The 16,808-nt window shown below is 35.1% G+C and carries 11 protein-coding genes; 4 read left to right on the top strand and 7 right to left on the bottom strand.

Features of this window, described 5'->3' with window-relative positions; translation table 11 throughout:
• Positions 1 to 2 precede the first annotated feature (2 nt).
• Together JJQ60_RS04555 and gltB are read right to left on the bottom strand one after the other, a co-directional pair.
• Positions 3 to 1,466: a glutamate synthase subunit beta gene (locus tag JJQ60_RS04555; RefSeq protein ID WP_201917065.1), complete on the bottom strand. Its 1,464-nt coding sequence runs from the start codon at positions 1,464 to 1,466 to the stop codon at positions 3 to 5.
• Positions 1,467 to 1,481: 15 nt separating this feature from the next.
• A complete protein-coding gene (gene gltB / locus JJQ60_RS04550; protein WP_201917063.1) occupies positions 1,482 to 5,981 on the bottom strand; it encodes a glutamate synthase large subunit in 4,500 nt (1,499 codons plus the stop codon).
• 448 nt (positions 5,982 to 6,429) lie between these two features.
• On the opposite strand from gltB, the gene JJQ60_RS04545 reads away from it, so the two are divergent.
• Both JJQ60_RS04545 and JJQ60_RS04540 read left to right on the top strand, forming a co-directional pair.
• A complete protein-coding gene (locus JJQ60_RS04545) occupies positions 6,430 to 6,768 on the top strand; it encodes a P-II family nitrogen regulator (protein ID WP_201917061.1) in 339 nt (112 codons plus the stop codon).
• Between the two features lie 57 nt (positions 6,769 to 6,825).
• Positions 6,826 to 8,082 carry an ammonium transporter gene (locus JJQ60_RS04540; RefSeq protein WP_201917059.1) on the top strand — a complete coding sequence of 419 codons (1,257 nt, stop codon included), beginning with the start codon at positions 6,826 to 6,828 and terminating at the stop codon, positions 8,080 to 8,082.
• Between the two features lie 58 nt (positions 8,083 to 8,140).
• Here JJQ60_RS04540 and JJQ60_RS04535 read toward each other — a convergent pair whose 3' ends face one another.
• A complete protein-coding gene (locus JJQ60_RS04535) occupies positions 8,141 to 8,479 on the bottom strand; it encodes a DUF4870 domain-containing protein (protein WP_201917057.1) in 339 nt (112 codons plus the stop codon).
• Positions 8,480 to 8,648: 169 nt separating this feature from the next.
• Positions 8,649 to 11,099: a trypsin-like peptidase domain-containing protein gene (locus JJQ60_RS04530; RefSeq protein WP_201917055.1), complete on the bottom strand. Its 2,451-nt coding sequence runs from the start codon at positions 11,097 to 11,099 to the stop codon at positions 8,649 to 8,651.
• A gap of 310 nt (positions 11,100 to 11,409) precedes the next feature.
• Between JJQ60_RS04530 and mnmE the strand changes: the two genes are divergently transcribed.
• Positions 11,410 to 12,801 carry a tRNA uridine-5-carboxymethylaminomethyl(34) synthesis GTPase MnmE gene (gene mnmE / locus JJQ60_RS04525; RefSeq protein ID WP_201917053.1) on the top strand — a complete coding sequence of 464 codons (1,392 nt, stop codon included), beginning with the start codon at positions 11,410 to 11,412 and terminating at the stop codon, positions 12,799 to 12,801.
• Between the two features lie 182 nt (positions 12,802 to 12,983).
• On the opposite strand, the gene JJQ60_RS04520 is transcribed toward mnmE, so the two are convergent.
• The gene (locus JJQ60_RS04520; protein ID WP_201917051.1) at positions 12,984 to 13,505 is read right to left on the bottom strand and encodes a hypothetical protein; all 522 of its coding nucleotides are present in this window, start codon (positions 13,503 to 13,505) and stop codon (positions 12,984 to 12,986) included.
• 224 nt (positions 13,506 to 13,729) lie between these two features.
• Between JJQ60_RS04520 and JJQ60_RS04515 the strand changes: the two genes are divergently transcribed.
• On the top strand, positions 13,730 to 14,116 hold the full coding sequence (locus tag JJQ60_RS04515; RefSeq protein WP_201917049.1) for a Fur family transcriptional regulator: 387 nt from the start codon (positions 13,730 to 13,732) through the stop codon (positions 14,114 to 14,116).
• 78 nt (positions 14,117 to 14,194) lie between these two features.
• On the opposite strand, the gene JJQ60_RS04510 is transcribed toward JJQ60_RS04515, so the two are convergent.
• Together JJQ60_RS04510 and JJQ60_RS04505 are read right to left on the bottom strand one after the other, a co-directional pair.
• Complete coding sequence (locus tag JJQ60_RS04510; protein ID WP_201917047.1) at positions 14,195 to 15,463, bottom strand: S8 family peptidase; 1,269 nt, start codon at positions 15,461 to 15,463, stop codon at positions 14,195 to 14,197.
• A gap of 424 nt (positions 15,464 to 15,887) precedes the next feature.
• Positions 15,888 to 16,802: a bifunctional metallophosphatase/5'-nucleotidase gene (locus JJQ60_RS04505; RefSeq protein WP_201917045.1), complete on the bottom strand. Its 915-nt coding sequence runs from the start codon at positions 16,800 to 16,802 to the stop codon at positions 15,888 to 15,890.
• Positions 16,803 to 16,808: the final 6 nt, after the last annotated feature.

The raw sequence follows: 16,808 nt of genomic DNA, 5'->3' as shown, positions 1-16,808 counted from the left end.
GCTTAAATTCTTGGTAAATCTCCTTCTCCTTTAAGTGGAAGATTAGAAGATCCCATTAAATATGTATCTATATGATATGCTGCTTGTCGACCTTCGGCGATGGCCCAAACAATCAAAGATTGACCTCTACGCGTATCGCCTGCGGCAAAAACACCTTTTACATTAGTAGCATAATTATCTTCGGTAGCTTTTATATTTGTTCTAGCATCCATATCAACTCCTAGTTGTTCTGCAATAGTGGGTTCTGAACCTGTAAACCCTAGGGCCAATAGTGCTAGCTCACATTTCCATTCTTTTTCAGTATTTGGGATTTCTTTTAAGGTAAATCGTCCATTTTCTTTTACCCATTCTACTTCAGAAGTAATTAAACCTCTTAGATTTCCTTTTTCATCTCCTAAGAACTCTTTGGTAGAAATACTCCAATTACGCTCTACTCCTTCTTCATGAGAAGAACTAGTGCGCAAACGCATTGGCCAAAATGGCCATGGTTGATGTGCTGGGCGTTCTATAGTGGCTTTACCCATAATCTCAAAATTAGTGACAGATGTTGCCCCATGGCGTACGGAAGTCCCAATACAGTCAGATCCGGTATCTCCCCCTCCAATAACAATTACGTCTTTATTGGTCGCCATAATTTCTTCTCCAAGATCTTTGATCCCATCAACTCGTCTGTTGTTTTGAGGTAGAAAATCCATGGCTTGTACAACCCCCTTTAGATTAGCTCCCTTAACTGGTAAATTGCGACGTACCGTTGCTCCTGTACATAATACTACAGCATCATACTCACTTTTTAGATCATCTGCTTTGATATCCTTTCCTATATGTGTGTTGGTTTTAAAAATGATTCCTTCTTCTTCGAGTATTGCAATACGACGATCTATTACCTGCTTTTCCATTTTAAAATCCGGTATTCCATAACGAAGTAATCCTCCAACTTTTTCATCTCTTTCAAAAACTGTTATTAAATGCCCTGCACGATTTAATTGTTGCGCTGTTGCTAATCCAGCAGGACCTGATCCTATTACCGCTACCGTTTTTCCTGTTCTTTCTTTTGGTGGGTTTGCTTTTACCCATCCCTTCTTAAACGCTTGTTCAACAATGTTTTTCTCTATATTTTCTATGGTAACAGGGTCTTCATTAATTCCTAATACACATGCTTCTTCGCAGGGTGCCGGGCATAATCTTCCTGTAAACTCAGGAAAATTATTTGTTGAGTGAAGAATGTTTGCTGCTTTTTCCCATTTACCACGATACACAGCATCATTAAAATCAGGAATCAAATTGCCAAGAGGACACCCACTATGACAAAATGGGATACCACAATCCATACAACGTGCACCTTGATTTTTGAGTTTCTTTTCAGGCATTTCTACCGTAAACTCCTTATAATCTTTTATACGATCTTTAACAGGTTGGTACTGTTCAATCTCTCTTTCAAATTCTAAAAATCCAGTTATCTTTCCCATGTTTATTATCGTTTTTTATGCTTGTGCTAATTTTTCTTCTTCTAATCGTTTTAGGGCTTGCTTATATTCCTCTGGGAATATCTTTATAAATTTCGGTAATTCTTGTTCCCAATTTTCAAGGATTCGTTGTGCAAGAGGACTTAATGTTGCATTGTAATGATTCTCGATTAGCTCTTTCAATTCATTGATATCTGCTTGTTCTATAACAGGATCAAGATTTAATGCTTCTTTGTTACAATGTGCTTCAAAAGTCTTTTTATCATCATAGATATAAGCGATACCACCTGACATACCGGCTCCAAAGTTTCGACCAACCTCTCCAAGAATTACGGCAACTCCTCCGGTCATATATTCACATCCATGGTCTCCTATTCCTTCTACTACGGCTTTAGCTCCTGAGTTACGAACACAGAATCTTTCACCTGCTTTACCATTAATGTATACTTCTCCAGCTGTTGCACCGTATAAGGTTACATTTCCTGTAATGATATTTTCTTCTGGTACAATTGTAGCTTCTTCGGGCACTTTAATAATTAGTTTTGCACCAGAAAGTCCTTTTCCTAAATAATCATTGGTATTTCCATTGACGACCATTGTTAATCCTTTGGTGGCAAATGCACCAAAACTTTGTCCTGCAGATCCAGTGAAGTTTAGTTTCAAGGTATTATCTGGTAGTCCTTGAGCTCCATATATCTTAGAGATTTCATTACTTAATATTGCTCCTACTGCTCTATCTGTATTACAAATATCAAAATCTAAGGTGGTTTTTTCTTTACGGAAAAGCGCTGGATGGGCTTGTTCAGTAATTTCAAAATCAATAGACTTTCCAAGTCCATGATCTTGAGTTTCTGTATTATAAATATCTACTCCCTCGGGTGCTTCAACTTGATGTAGGATTGGTGTTAAATCAACGCCAGCTGCTTTATAATGTTCTATAGCTTTATTATGATCTAACTTATTTACTTGTCCTACCATTTCATTAACAGTACGGAAACCAAGTTGTGCCATAATCTCTCGTAATTCCTGAGCTACGAAATACATATAGTTCACTACATGTTCTGGTTTTCCTTTGAATTTCTTACGCAATTCTGGGTTTTGCGTTGCAATCCCTACAGGACATGTATTCAAATGGCATACACGCATCATGACACAACCAGAAGCAACCAATGGTGCGGTAGCAAATCCAAACTCTTCTGCTCCCAGTAAACAAGCAATAGCAACATCACGACCAGTTTTTAATTGCCCGTCACACTCCACAACTACTCTACTTCTTAAATTATTACCTACCAACGTTTGCTGTGCCTCTGCAATACCAAGTTCCCAAGGTAATCCAGCATGCTTTAACGAAGTTAAAGGTGATGCCCCAGTTCCTCCGTCAAATCCAGAAATTAAAACTACATCTGCTTTTGCCTTAGCAACACCAGCAGCAACAGTACCAACCCCAACTTCAGAAACTAGTTTTACGTTAATTCTTGCGTCTCTATTTGCAGATTTAAGATCATAAATTAATTGTGATAAATCTTCTATAGAATAAATATCATGATGCGGTGGAGGTGAAATCAATCCAACATAAGGAGTTGAATTACGTGTTTTAGCTATTTCGGGATTTACTTTTGGTCCTGGCAATTGCCCTCCTTCACCTGGTTTTGCACCTTGAGCCATTTTTATCTGAATCTCGGCTGCGCTAGTTAAATAATTCGAAGAAACTCCGAATCGCCCAGAAGCAACTTGTTTAATCGCACTATTTTTCCAATCTCCATTAACATCTTTATAAAATCTCAGTGGGTTTTCCCCTCCTTCTCCAGAGTTACTTTTACCACCAATACGATTCATTGCCACAGCAAGATTTTCATGAGCTTCTTTACTAATTGAGCCATAGGACATCGCTCCTGTTTTAAAACGTTTTACAATTTCGGTCCAAGGTTCAACTTCTTCTAATGGAATTGGATCATAATTAGAAAACTCCAACAACCCTCGAATTGTCATTAAACTCTTGGATTGTTCATTGATCAATTCTGCATACTCTTTATATGTTTTAGGATCGTTATCGCGAACAGATTTTTGAAGTTTTGCAACCGACAATGGGTTAAACTGATGTTTTTCTCCATTACGTCTCCATCGATATTGTCCCCCAATTTCTAAATCTAAATCGGCAGCCACTTCTTGCTCAACATATGCCCTTTTATGACGCTTTGCAATTTCTTTTTCTATTTCATATAGCCCAATTCCTTCTATACGAGTTGCCGTATTTGGGAAATATTGATCCACAACTTTGGTATTAATACCAATACATTCAAACAATTGAGAGCTTCGGTAAGAGTTTAAAGTAGAAATACCTATCTTATTCATTACTTTTAATACTCCTTTACCTACTGCTTTGTTATAGTTATAGATTGCATCTTCAAAAACTAGATCTGTAATATTATTTTCTTTGATCTGCTCCCCTATAATTTCATTCACCATATATGGATTAATAGCACTGGCTCCGTATCCAAATAATAATGCAAAATGATGTACTTCTCTTGGCTCAGCAGATTCGATAATGATACTAACTTTTGATCGTTTACCTAGCTTTTGTAATCCACTATTTACATAAGAACAAGTTAAAAGTGCCGGAATCGGAGCTCTATGTTTACTAACATTTCTATCAGAAAGAATTATAATATTGGTTCCCTCATCAATCGCGTCTGACACCTCTTTTAACAGCTTATCTAAAGCATCTTCAAGGCCATTTAATCCACGGTTAATATTATATAACATTGAAACCGAAGTAGACTTAAACCCTTTATCCGAATACGTTTTTATTTTATCAAGATCCTCTTTAGAAATTACTGGATTTTGGATCTTTAATTTATTACAATGCTTTTGATCAATATCAAATATATTGTAATCTGCTCCTAATGTTAAGCTTATATCACAAATCAATTCTTCACGAATACCATCTAATGGCGGATTGGTAACCTGTGCAAACAATTGTTTGAAATAATTATAAATCAATTGAGGACGTTCAGAAAGTACAGCAATTGGTGTATCTGATCCCATAGAACCAATAGGTTCTTTACCTAATTGCCCCATCGGAGCAATGATTGTATCTATATCTTCTTGTGTATACCCAAATACTTCTTTACGTTTTGTAATGGTTTCTTCGCCTAAAAATAAAGGACAATCATTATATGGTATATCTTTTAGATGTACCAAATTATTGTCTAACCATTCTCTATATGGATATTTTGAAGCAATTTCTTCTTTTATCTCTTCGTCATTTACGATTCTACCTTCATCCATATTCACCAGGAACATTTTACCCGGTTCTAATCGACCGTGGAACTCAATATTGTTTGGTTCTATATCTACTACACCAGTTTCTGATGACATGATTACATAACCATCTTTTGTAACACTATAGCGAGAAGGTCTCAATCCATTCCTATCTAGTACCGCACCTATATAATTACCATCGGTAAATGGAATTGAAGCCGGACCATCCCAAGGCTCCATCGCACAAGAATTATACTCGTAAAATGCTTTTTTGGCTTCAGACATTTCAGGATTCTTCTCCCATGCTTCCGGAACCATCATCATCATTACTTCAGGTAGTGATCTTCCTGTCATTAATAATAATTCGACAACCATATCCATTGAAGCAGAATCAGATTTTCCTTTTAATACAACAGGTAGTACTTTTTTAATATCTTCACCAAACCAATCACTCTTTAACAACTCTTCTCTAGAGCGCATTCTGGTTACATTACCTCTTAGGGTATTAATCTCTCCATTGTGACACATATATCGGAAAGGTTGTGCCAAGTCCCAAGTTGGAAATGTATTGGTAGAGAATCTCTGATGCACTAATGCTAACCTAGTAACCACTTTTGGGTCTAACAAGTCCTTATAGTATAACTTAATGTCCTCTGGCATTAAAAGACCTTTAAATATCAAGGTTTTTGTTGATAAGCTAGGTAAGTAGAAAAACTTATTTTCTGAGAGTTTAGAACCATAAATAGTATGCTCTGTAACTTTTCTTGCGGTAAACAATTTAAGATTGAAATCAAAATAGCTTTGATCCTTATCTCCTTTACCAATAAATATTTGCTTAATAAAAGGTTCAGTCGTAGCAGCTATTTCTCCCAAATGTATATGATCTACAGGTACATCTCTCCAACCTAACAGTACAAGACCTTGATCAATAATATTCTTTTCGAATGTATCTATACAAAATTGTCTTTGATTTTCTTTTTTTGGCAGAAAAACATTACTTACTGCATACTCACCAAACTCAGGAAGATCAAAGTCACAATGCTCTACAAAAAAGTCATGCGGGATATCGATCAATATACCAGCACCATCTCCAGTTTTGCCATCTGCACTTACCGCGCCACGATGTTCTAATTTTTCGAGAATTTCTAATGCTTTGTGTATGATGTCATTTGACTTTTTCCCTTCTAAGCTACATATAAATCCGGCACCACAAGCGTCGTGCTCAAATTCTGGTAGATACATTCCTTGTTTCTTCATAATATTTCCGATCTAATAGTATTTCAAGTTCATGAAATTAACAAATCATTAAGGAACCAGAAAGAAAAACAAAACATTCAATACCAATTTTCTGAGCTCAATAAAAAAAGGCGCGAATGGATAAAATAATCACAAAATAAGGACCTCTATTTACGAATTTGATAATGCCATTTTTGCAAAAAACAGCAAATAAAACGTGGCTTTTCATAAAATTATAGGGTTCTGATTATCAATAAACTCTAATGAAAACGTTTTCGTAAAAAATGAGGATTTAACCAAGTGCAAAATCTTCATTTTTTTACTTTAAAAATACATACCCCTAATTTTTTAGGGGGTAAATATCAATAAATGATAAAAATTACGTCTTTACCCTATAAAATTTGGATGTAAAATATAATTTGACATATTTTTGATTCGAATTTAACATTAATTTTAACTTTTATTCTTTATGAAAAAAATAGAAGCAATCATTAGAAGATCTAAATATAGAGTTGTGAAAGAAGCTTTGCACGAAAAAGGAGTCACGTTTTTTTCTTATTGGGATGTTACCGGTGTAGGTAACGAACAAAAAGGAAGTGTGTATCGTGGTGTATCGTATAGCACAACAGATATACAAAGACGCTATTTATCAATAATAGTAAATGATGAATTTGAAGAAGTAACTATATCTACAATATTAGAAGCTGCGAAAACAGGTGAAGTTGGAGATGGAAAGATTTTTGTATCCGACATCAAAGAAGCCTACAGAATTCGTACTTCTGAAAAAGGCGGAGGAACTCTAAGCTAATTCTCTGCAAGATTAACCAACCGAAAACAAAAAAATAATTTAAATAGTACTTAAACAATGGAAATGTTAACTATAAATAATGTATGGATGATGGTGTGTACTGCACTCGTATTTTTCATGCACTTAGGGTTTTCTTTTTTAGAAATAGGATTAACCCGTCAAAAAAATACAATTAATATACTTTTTAAAAATGTATTTATAATCTGTGTGGGATTATTATTATACTGTCTAGTAGGTTTTAACTTGATGTATCCTGGTTTTGAAGAAGGTGCAGCTGGTTTTTTTGGATTTGCTGGTTTTGGATTAGATTCTCCCCTTACTGCAGAAGGTGGTTTAGATCTAGCCTATAATGAAGGCTATACATATTGGACTGATTTCTTGTTCCAAGGAATGTTTGCTGCAACTGCAGCTACAATTGTATCTGGAGCGGTAGCAGAGCGTATTAAGCTTAGTGCATTTATGATTTTTACCATTATCTATGTTGGAGTTATATACCCTATCGTTGGTTCTTGGCAATGGGGAGGCGGATTCTTATCTACTTTCCAAATCGGTGACGCAGAAGGTTTTTATGACTTTGCCGGATCTACTCTTGTACATTCTGTAGGTGGATGGGCAGCTTTAATTGCTGTATATTTATTAGGTTCGAGAATTGGGAAATTTAGCTCAGACGGTAAACCTCAAGCTATTCCTGGTCACAACATACCTCTAGCAGCTGCAGGTGTACTTATTCTTTGGTTAGGATGGTTTGGATTTAATGGTGGGTCGGTTCTATCAGCAGATGCAGCCGGAACTTCATTAACATTAGTTACCACATCTTTAGCAGCGGCAGCAGGTGGAGTAGTTGCATTTTTAGTATCGACTTTAATGTACAAAAACTACGACCTTACTATGTTCTTAAATGGTATTCTTGGAGGACTTGTAGGTATTACTGCTGGAGCTGATCAAATGTCTCCAACTGATGCCGTTTTAATCGGTGCTATTGCGGGTGCAGTAATCGTTTTTGGCGTGGCATTAATTGATAAATTGAAATTAGATGATCCAGTAGGTGCCATTGCAGTACATTTAATATGTGGTATCTGGGGAACTTTGGCAGTAGGTATTTTTGGTGCTAAAGCAGGTTTTGATCAATTTCTTGTACAAGGAGTGGGTGTATTAGCAGTAGGAGGGTTTTGCCTGATAACAGCTTTTATAATCATATTTGTCCTTAAGAAAACTGTCGGAATTAGAGTTTCTGAAAAAGAAGAGATCGATGGACTAGACGGGCACGAACATGGTATGGATGCCTATCCTGATTTTAGACTTAACCAACACTAGGACTTAAATAGTGTTTTACCATAAAAGCGGATGATTTTTTAATCATCCGCTTTTTTTATTACTTAATGATATCCATTGATAAGGGATATGAAGGTCTTTCTCCTTTATTTGCTCTTATGGCATTAATGATAGGAAAAACAAAACAAAGTATTGCTATAACAGCTAATCCTAATGCTCCTAAACCAAACAATAATGTTAACGGAACACAGATAATGGCATAGATAAACATACTTATTTGAAAATTCATGATTGACTTTCCATGCTCATCCATTGCTAATACTCTTTCTCTCTGAGTTAACCACAGTATCAAGGGAACGATAAAACCTCCGAATCCTGTGATAAGGTCTAATAATTGCGATAAATGCGTAATAACTAATACTGATCTATCCTGTTTCATGATGTTATTTTTTTAGTTTGATGATTGATGATTGATGAATTGCTAAAAATATTAGCAATATATTTATATGACGCGAGAAATAGTATTTTGTTACAATGATCAATTAAAAAAGCACCTCCATTTCTGGAGATGCTTCATTATAAATTTAATGTCTTTACTATTGTTTTTTTTACTGAACAATTAACTTCTGAGTGGTTGATCCTCCCCTATTGTCATCAAATGTCACGAGATAAATCCCTGGGTTCATTGACAAACTCGCTGGAGATAATGTATTTACTCCAGGTCTCAGTTGTTTTTGCCCAACTTTTCTTCCTAAAATACTGTAGAAAACAGCATTAACATTTCCTTTTGTACCCGAATTAACATAAATAGAAAAACTTCCTTTAGTTGGGTTTGGAGTCATTCTTACATTAAATGCATCATTACTCTCACCTTCTGTACCAAATATTGGATCCACAGATTCCTGATTAGCTACACTTTCAGCTAAAGCTTGACCACATGATCCTTCATAAATTTTCACATTAGAAAATATTGAATTGTTTCCTGAACCGGCATCATTGTCATTAATAAAAACTAATCTATTCATAGCACCCGTGTAGAAATTACCAACTGGGATTGTATATTTAGTTGTTCCTCCAGAATAGTTATCATAGTTTGTTACTCCGTAATTTTGAGTCCCGTGAACTTTAAAATATCTTGTAGGCGTTAATGCATCATCATCTTCAAAACCAACAGCATGGATTTCTCCTTGAGATGTACTACTAAATTCGAATTCGATAACAGTACTAGCTGTTACAGTATAACTTAGAGCTATTTCTTTCCAAGTATTACTTTGCATGGATAATGCTGCCCCACCATTTGTGATCGAAGCAGTACCTCCTCTATCTTGGTTAGAGAACGGATTAACTGTAAAGTCATTAAAGTTTAAAGCTTCACATGTTGGACCAGGATCAGGTCCTCCACTTCCATTTTGAATAGATACGGCATCAATAGCAATATCACTTTGCCAACCACTTCCTCCAGAACCGGTAACTACATTAAAGCGTAGCTGCACACTTGAGTCTCCTGCATATGAAGAAAGATCTACATCTGCAGTATTCCAATTGCTACCTTGCTCTCCTGTTCTGCTAAAAACACTTGTCCAATTACCTGTATTATTAGTTCTAGCCTCAACAGTTAAGCTATTAATCGCACTACCTAACATGTGATATTGAAATGCTAGTCTAGGGGTTGACAAACTACTAAAATCTAAACATGGTGAATTTAAAAGTGCTCTTTTATTAGGGTATCCAGTACCATTTCCAGAAGCTTCTACATAAATATAAGTATTACCATCTGCTGCACTGCTTGGTCCGGTTCCATTAGAAGGAGTTCCTCCGGAATTTCGAGTCCAGGTTAAATCATCTCCAACGGATGTATTTTTCCACTGCCCTAAACTTGATTCAAAACTTTCAACAAATGGAAAAGAAGATACATCTCCGGTACAGTCATCGTTACCTGGATCGGGGCCTCCACCGCCAAGTCCCATAGCGTCCCAAAAAGCAGGGATTGTTGCTCGTTCACCAGAGTTTGACCCTCCAGAACCAGAACAACCACCATACGCATGAACACCTACAGCATTACCTGTAGCTGCATCAATAATCGGACTTCCAGAATTTCCTCCAGTAGTATCTGTTCTATACCTAACAAATGTATTATTTACAGAAGACAAAGGCCCTGTATGTATTTGTTGTGTTTGATTATCTATTCCGGTATCAGTACCAAATCCAGTGATCGTGATATTACTTCCTGGGTCAGTTCGTACCACATTAAAGGATTTAGCTTGGGCCTGGATTGGTGTTAGACCTGTTTGCGAATTCGCGCTTGCCGTAAACACTGCCCAGTCATTTGCCTGAGAGGCATTACCTGGATATGGAGAAACGAAATTACCAATTGGATATTGATCCTCTGGACCTGGATGAACAATAGTTCTATCTGGATTAGATTTAGGTACATTAAACTCAATGATCTGAGCACGACTACCTACACAATGCCCGGCAGTTACTAATCGTCCATTTGTAATAATCCAACCTGTACAACCTATAGGTACAATTCTACCTATAGCAGCATCGTTAGAATCTACTCGGTCATCACTTGAACCACATTGGGATTTAGTTGTTGGATCAAGAAGCCCAATCCCTAATTCTTTAATATTAAATCCAATCGATCGTTCTCCTGGTGCTACAATAAGCTTAAGGGTTACTTTATCACCATTAAAATAGGCACTCGTATTTTTCCAGTCTTTAATCGTGGCTGCGGTTAATGTTTGTGAAGCTCCGTCCAGATCTGATGTAATAGTTAAGCTACTATTTTTACCGAGATTAACATCTTCAAAAAACAAGCGCAACCAGGTTGCTCCTTTTTCTGAAATCGTTTCGGTTATAACTTCTGAAGTACTTTTAGCCAGATTATCATTTGATTTTATCGCCTGATTAAAAGCTTTATAAGTACTTTTAAGCGGTGCTATTTGTGCCAAACTAATGGCTGGTAATAGCATCAAAACCATACAAGCAAGTACTCCAAACTTCTGCAAGGAATACCGCTGTTTAAAATTAGATGAGTTTGTGTTGTAAAAATTCATAAGAATAAGAATTAATTATTATTGGTTAGACATTAAATTTAATGCACATAAAAAAATGTTGTAATCATCACTACAACAAAACTGTTTCCCAATTCATCTGTTATTAAGTAGTTTGCTTAATCACAGAACCTTAATTTTTCTCTTAATTCTATTTCCCAAAAATGGGGAAAGGGTAGATACTAAAGAAGTATTTTTTACTTCATTCCATGCACAAGATAGCAAAAGAAAAACAACTGCTCAAAAAAAGTTTAAGAGTGCGTACTTAAAGTGAATAGATTAATCTCTATTTTTGCGATTTAGTAAGGAAAATATGATTTCACAAGATACTATAGTAGCTCTAGCAACACCATCAGGTGCTGGGGCAATCGCTGTTATTCGTGTTTCAGGAAAAGATGCTATCGCAGTTTGTTCACCTCTTTTTAGATCTGTTAGTGGCAAAGAATTAAGCAAACAAAAAAGCCATACAATACATCTCGGACATATTATTGATGGAGATCGGGTATTAGATGAAGTATTAATATCCATTTTTAAAGGAACCAACTCGTACACAGGCGAACCTACTATCGAAATTTCTTGTCATGGTTCAACATATATTCAACAAGAAATTATTCAATTATTACTTCGGAAAGGATGTAGAATGGCCAATGCAGGCGAGTTTACTTTGCGTGCATTTATTAACGGAAAGCTAGACCTTTCGCAAGCTGAAGCGGTTGCAGATTTGATTGCTTCAGATTCTGAGGCTTCTCATCAGATCGCCATGCAACAAATGCGTGGTGGTTTTTCTAATGAAATTAAGAAATTAAGGGATGAATTACTGAATTTTGCATCTCTTATTGAACTGGAACTTGATTTTGCTGAAGAAGATGTTGAGTTTGCAGATCGCTCTCAATTCAAAGATTTGATTTCTAGAATTACAAATGTTTTAAAACGTCTTATTGATTCTTTTGCTGTTGGAAATGTAATTAAAAATGGAATCCCTGTAGCTATTGTTGGCGAGCCTAATGTTGGAAAATCCACTTTACTTAATGCATTACTTAATGAAGAAAGAGCCATTGTATCTGATATTGCAGGTACTACCAGAGACACTATTGAAGACGAGATCAACATTGGTGGCATAGGGTTTCGGTTTATTGATACTGCAGGAATACGCGATACAAAAGATGTGGTTGAAAGTATTGGTATTCAAAAAACTTTTGAAAAAATTGAACAAGCACAAGTAGTAATCTATTTGGTTGATAGTTCGCTATTAACGGTTGATAGTTTACAAGAGCTAAAAACTGAAATAGGTAAAATTAAAAACAAGTATCCACAAAAACCTTTGATCATTGTAGCTAATAAAGTGGATAAACTCAATACACATCAAATAACAAATTTAACCTCTGAAATTGAGAACATTCATTTACTTTCTGCAAAACAAAACACTGGGGTCGAAGAATTACAAAACAAACTTCTTGAATTTGTAAATACAGGTGCTCTACGTAATAACGAAACTATAGTAACCAATACACGTCATTATGATGCTTTACTAAAAGCATTGGAAGAAATCCAAAAAGTACAATATGGATTAGATTCTGGCCTTTCAGGCGATTTAATGGCGATAGATATTAGACAAGCATTATATCATTTTGGAGAGATCACAGGAGAAATATCTAGTGATGATTTATTAGGAAACATTTTTGCAAATTTCTGTATCGGGAAGTAAATTTTCCTTAATTCAAATTTATTTAAAAGGTTGTTTCTGGAGTTAATTTAGATTTTCATAAACTTATTTTTAAAGTAAATCAATATGATATTTTTATCAGTTTTTAATTAATAAAATAAAAAATCAGTAAATAAAAATTAATTTTTATTTACTGATTTTTATATAATGACTTCTATTACTATTTACTTTTGATCTGACGCTCCTTCAGCTTCTTTCGCTTTCGCTTTCTCTTTATCCTCTTTCATCATCTTTTGATCTTCTTCAGTAATATGCTTATGCTCTTCTGCTATTTGCTGATGTTCCTTTTCCATATTTTCATGCTCACTTTTCATAGATTCATGTTCTGAGGTCATTTCTTCTAATGTGATCTCGCCAGAAGCATGTTTTGTTTCTAGTGCTGCATGCTTTTCTATTAATGCTTTGTGAGCTTCAATAAGTTCACCATGTTTAGCCAATAGAACAGTATGATTCTTTTCAGTTACTTCATGAATAGAATCGTTTTCAATAGCTTTATGAGCATCTACCATTTGCTGATGATCATCTTTCATATCATTATGCTCTTTGGCCATTGCTTCATGAGAAGTTTCCATTTCTTTATGCTTTTCTACCATTGCTTTATGCTCTGGCGATTCAGCAGGATTTTGTTTACAAGAAACAAAGAAAAAAACTCCTGCAATCAATGTTAATTTACTTAGTGTTTTCATGATTTTTGGTTAATGTGTTTATGATTCAATTTTATATAAAACTAATATTTTAAAGAATTATTCTCTCCTAATATTAACAAAATCATAAAATCTCTAAGTAATCTATCGATTAGAGTATGACTGTTTTTCTAAAAAACATCAATTCTTTCAATTTTGTTTAAAATACTTGCAATGGTAAAAAAATTACTACTTTAGATAATGTTAAAGAGTTCGAATGCTGCATCATGGAAATTAAAAAAACGAGAAATACAGAAAAACAAAATCTTGTCAAAGAAATCTTATCTAAATCAGAACATACCTTATCTGCAGAAGATATTATGGCTGCTATGCCAGTAAAAGTTAATAAAACTACCATTTACCGGATACTGGATCGCTTTGCAGAAAAAGGAGAGGTTCATTTTGTAACAGGCAAAAATGGGAAGGCTTATTATGCGCTTTGTGATAATTGTGGTGTATCGCATAAAATTCATAACCATATCCATTTTGAGTGCCAGATATGCAAAGAAGTGACTTGCCAACCCAATACCTTACATATCCCCAATTTAGAGGGTTTTACTATACAAGAAACTCAATTTTTAGTCATAGGTATCTGTAATAAGTGCAAAAAATAAGAGAAACCACCTGTTCTCCAACAAGTGGTTTCGTAACTACACAATCCCAAAATGTAAGTTAAAATGATCTATATCTTTTTATCTTACTGCGATAGGATAATTTTCTCCTCTGTTGCTTACAGAACCTGAAGTTCTAGGACTACTTTGTCTTGCATGCATAATCCCAGCCACATGTGGCGAAGCCATAGAAGTACCACTTAATGTTGCATACCCTCCATTTAAATATGTACTTCTAACACTACTACCTGTAGCAATAACGTCAATCGGATTCATATTATAGTTTGAAAAAGATGAAAATCCTTGATTACAAGTCATAGATGCTACTGTATATATGTTATTACCATTAACACAAGCAGGTTGATAACTAGCCGCATTAGCGCTGCTATTACCAGCAGCAATCGCTATACGTGTTCCTCCATTTGCTAGGTTTAATAATGCTGTACGATACGATGAATTATTAGAGCAACCTGACCCGAAGAATCCTCCTAAACTCAAATTAGCTACATCACCTGCAATATCATTAGCAGCTACATGATTAATCCCATTGAGTATAGTAGAAGTACTACTTCCGCCACTACAACCAAAAACTCTTACAGGTACAACATTAGCTCCTGCAGAAACACCTACAACACCAACGCTATTATTGACAGCTCCGGCTGTCCCGGCAACATGAGTCCCATGTCCATTACAGTCATTTGCAGACCCTCCTACAAAAGATCTTGCATATCTAGAGTCTGTAACTACATTAAGGTCTGGATGATCTAAATCAATCCCGCTATCAATGACCCATATCCATTGGTTTCTTCCGGAACCATCGGCTGCTCCTCCAGCTCTGGAAATACCACAAGGTGTTTGTTGTGCCATTCTTAAAGAAGCATCGGCTTGAATTACTTCTTCTACCTGAAACTTCGGCAATTTTATTACTCTGTCATACTCTATAGAAGTAACATTAGGATCTTTTGATAATTCTTGAAGTTCGTCATTACCCAATTTTAAAGCCATTCCAGAAATAGCTGTTGTATAGTAGCTCAAGACTTTAGATTGATCTACATCATAATCCAATAAAATTCTATTCATCTTTTGGATAGAAACTTCAGAAATCTCTCTAACCGATTTTGCCTTTGCATCCCTACTGGTAAACGAAGATTTAGAAAGAATTTTGGAAGTGGGTAATATCTTTGAATCTTTAAAGACTACAATGTACTGGCCAGGAATGATTTTTCCTTCGGCGTTGGTTGGTTCAACAACTGATTCTACTACTCCATCAGAAACAGTTTCATTCTGACAAGAAGTAATTACTAGTGCTGTGAGTAAAGTACCCAGAGCAAGTTTGCTAAAATTTTTCATTTGAGTAAAAGTTTGTGTTAGTCCCCAAAAGTATAAATTCAAGGCAAAAACGCATTATGGTAAAACCGCACCTTAAGTTATTGATTTACAAAAATTAAGATGAAAACCCGGAGTTAAAAAAATAATTATTGCAACATTGTTGCTTTAGTAAAAATAATGGTTGGAAAAGTATTTAATAGGAAAAATCCTTCAGACCATATTTGTAGGAAATTAACCATAATCAGCTTTTTTAAAATTAACAAACTTTAACTTACATTAACTTAAAATTAACTAAAAATATCTTCAAAGTGGAACTTCTTTTTTCCAAACAAAGGATTTGCGACTGTATTTGGCAAGGTTTAGTTGTAGTCTATTTATCCTAAACACAAAAATAATCGACCATTTATTTGATTCTAGTATTCAATAGAATACTATTTTGAGAAATTTAAATTACAATAGAACTCCCATAAACAGTTGTAGCTTTTTGGCTATCAAAATAAAAATCTATTCTTCCTAAATACAAACCATAACATCCAACCTGATTCACGAGTACATTTTTGCCTTTGCTATTTTTTACAATAGTTGGTTTTTCAAGAAAAGTATGTGTATGCCCACCAATGATTAGATCTATGTTTTCGGTAGCTTTGGCAAGACTAAGATCACTAACTTTATTAGGTTCCTTTTTGTAGTTATATCCTAAATGTGACAAGCATATAACCAAATCACACTTTTCTTCTGTTTTTAATATTCTGCTCATATCTTGAGCAATCTCTATTGGATTAAGATATTTGGTTTCCTTATATAAATCTTTCATTACAAGTCCTTCCAATTCTATCCCCAAACCAAATACACCAATCCTAATACCATCTCTAATCAATACTTCATAAGGTTTTGTGAAGGTATCCATAACCGTATTAGTAAAATCATAATTGGCAGAAACAAATTTAAATTTGGCATGAGGAAGTTGCGCCACTAGCCCTTCAATACCATTATCAAAATCATGATTGCCAATAGTTGCAACATCGTATTTGAGCATACTCATAAGCTTGAATTCCAATTCGCCTCCATAAAAATTAAAATAGGGAGTTCCTTGAAAAATATCTCCTGCATCAAGTAATAATGTATTTGGGTTTTCTTGTCTTATTTTTTCAATGACTGCAGCTCTTCTTGCCACACCTCCCTTGTTTGAATTTCTACCATCTTCCGGGCCAAAAGGATCTATATGGCTATGGACATCGTTGGTATGTAAAATTGTTATTTTTTTTGCATTACTTTCGGAAAAGGAAGATAAACCTACTCCTCCTAAAGTAACCAAAGCCCCTGTCGCTACTGTTTGCCTTACAAATTCTCTTCGTTTCATTTCAAA

This window comes from Aquimarina mytili, from assembly GCF_016735115.1.
GTDB lineage: Bacteria > Bacteroidota > Bacteroidia > Flavobacteriales > Flavobacteriaceae > Aquimarina > Aquimarina mytili.
Note: the sequence above shows the minus strand (reverse complement) of the source record. Positions and strands in the feature narration are given on the sequence as shown.

Coding starts and splice junctions, on each gene's coding strand:
- JJQ60_RS04545 (WP_201917061.1), top strand. CDS start 6,430: ATGAAAAAAATAGAAGCAATCATTAGAAGATCTAAATATAGAGTTGTG.
- mnmE (WP_201917053.1), top strand. CDS start 11,410: ATGATTTCACAAGATACTATAGTAGCTCTAGCAACACCATCAGGTGCT.
- JJQ60_RS04520 (WP_201917051.1), bottom strand. CDS start 13,505: ATGAAAACACTAAGTAAATTAACATTGATTGCAGGAGTTTTTTTCTTT.
- JJQ60_RS04535 (WP_201917057.1), bottom strand. CDS start 8,479: ATGAAACAGGATAGATCAGTATTAGTTATTACGCATTTATCGCAATTA.
- JJQ60_RS04555 (WP_201917065.1), bottom strand. CDS start 1,466: ATGGGAAAGATAACTGGATTTTTAGAATTTGAAAGAGAGATTGAACAG.
- JJQ60_RS04505 (WP_201917045.1), bottom strand. CDS start 16,802: ATGAAACGAAGAGAATTTGTAAGGCAAACAGTAGCGACAGGGGCTTTG.
- JJQ60_RS04515 (WP_201917049.1), top strand. CDS start 13,730: ATGGAAATTAAAAAAACGAGAAATACAGAAAAACAAAATCTTGTCAAA.
- JJQ60_RS04540 (WP_201917059.1), top strand. CDS start 6,826: ATGGAAATGTTAACTATAAATAATGTATGGATGATGGTGTGTACTGCA.
- JJQ60_RS04510 (WP_201917047.1), bottom strand. CDS start 15,463: ATGAAAAATTTTAGCAAACTTGCTCTGGGTACTTTACTCACAGCACTA.
- gltB (WP_201917063.1), bottom strand. CDS start 5,981: ATGAAGAAACAAGGAATGTATCTACCAGAATTTGAGCACGACGCTTGT.
- JJQ60_RS04530 (WP_201917055.1), bottom strand. CDS start 11,099: ATGAATTTTTACAACACAAACTCATCTAATTTTAAACAGCGGTATTCC.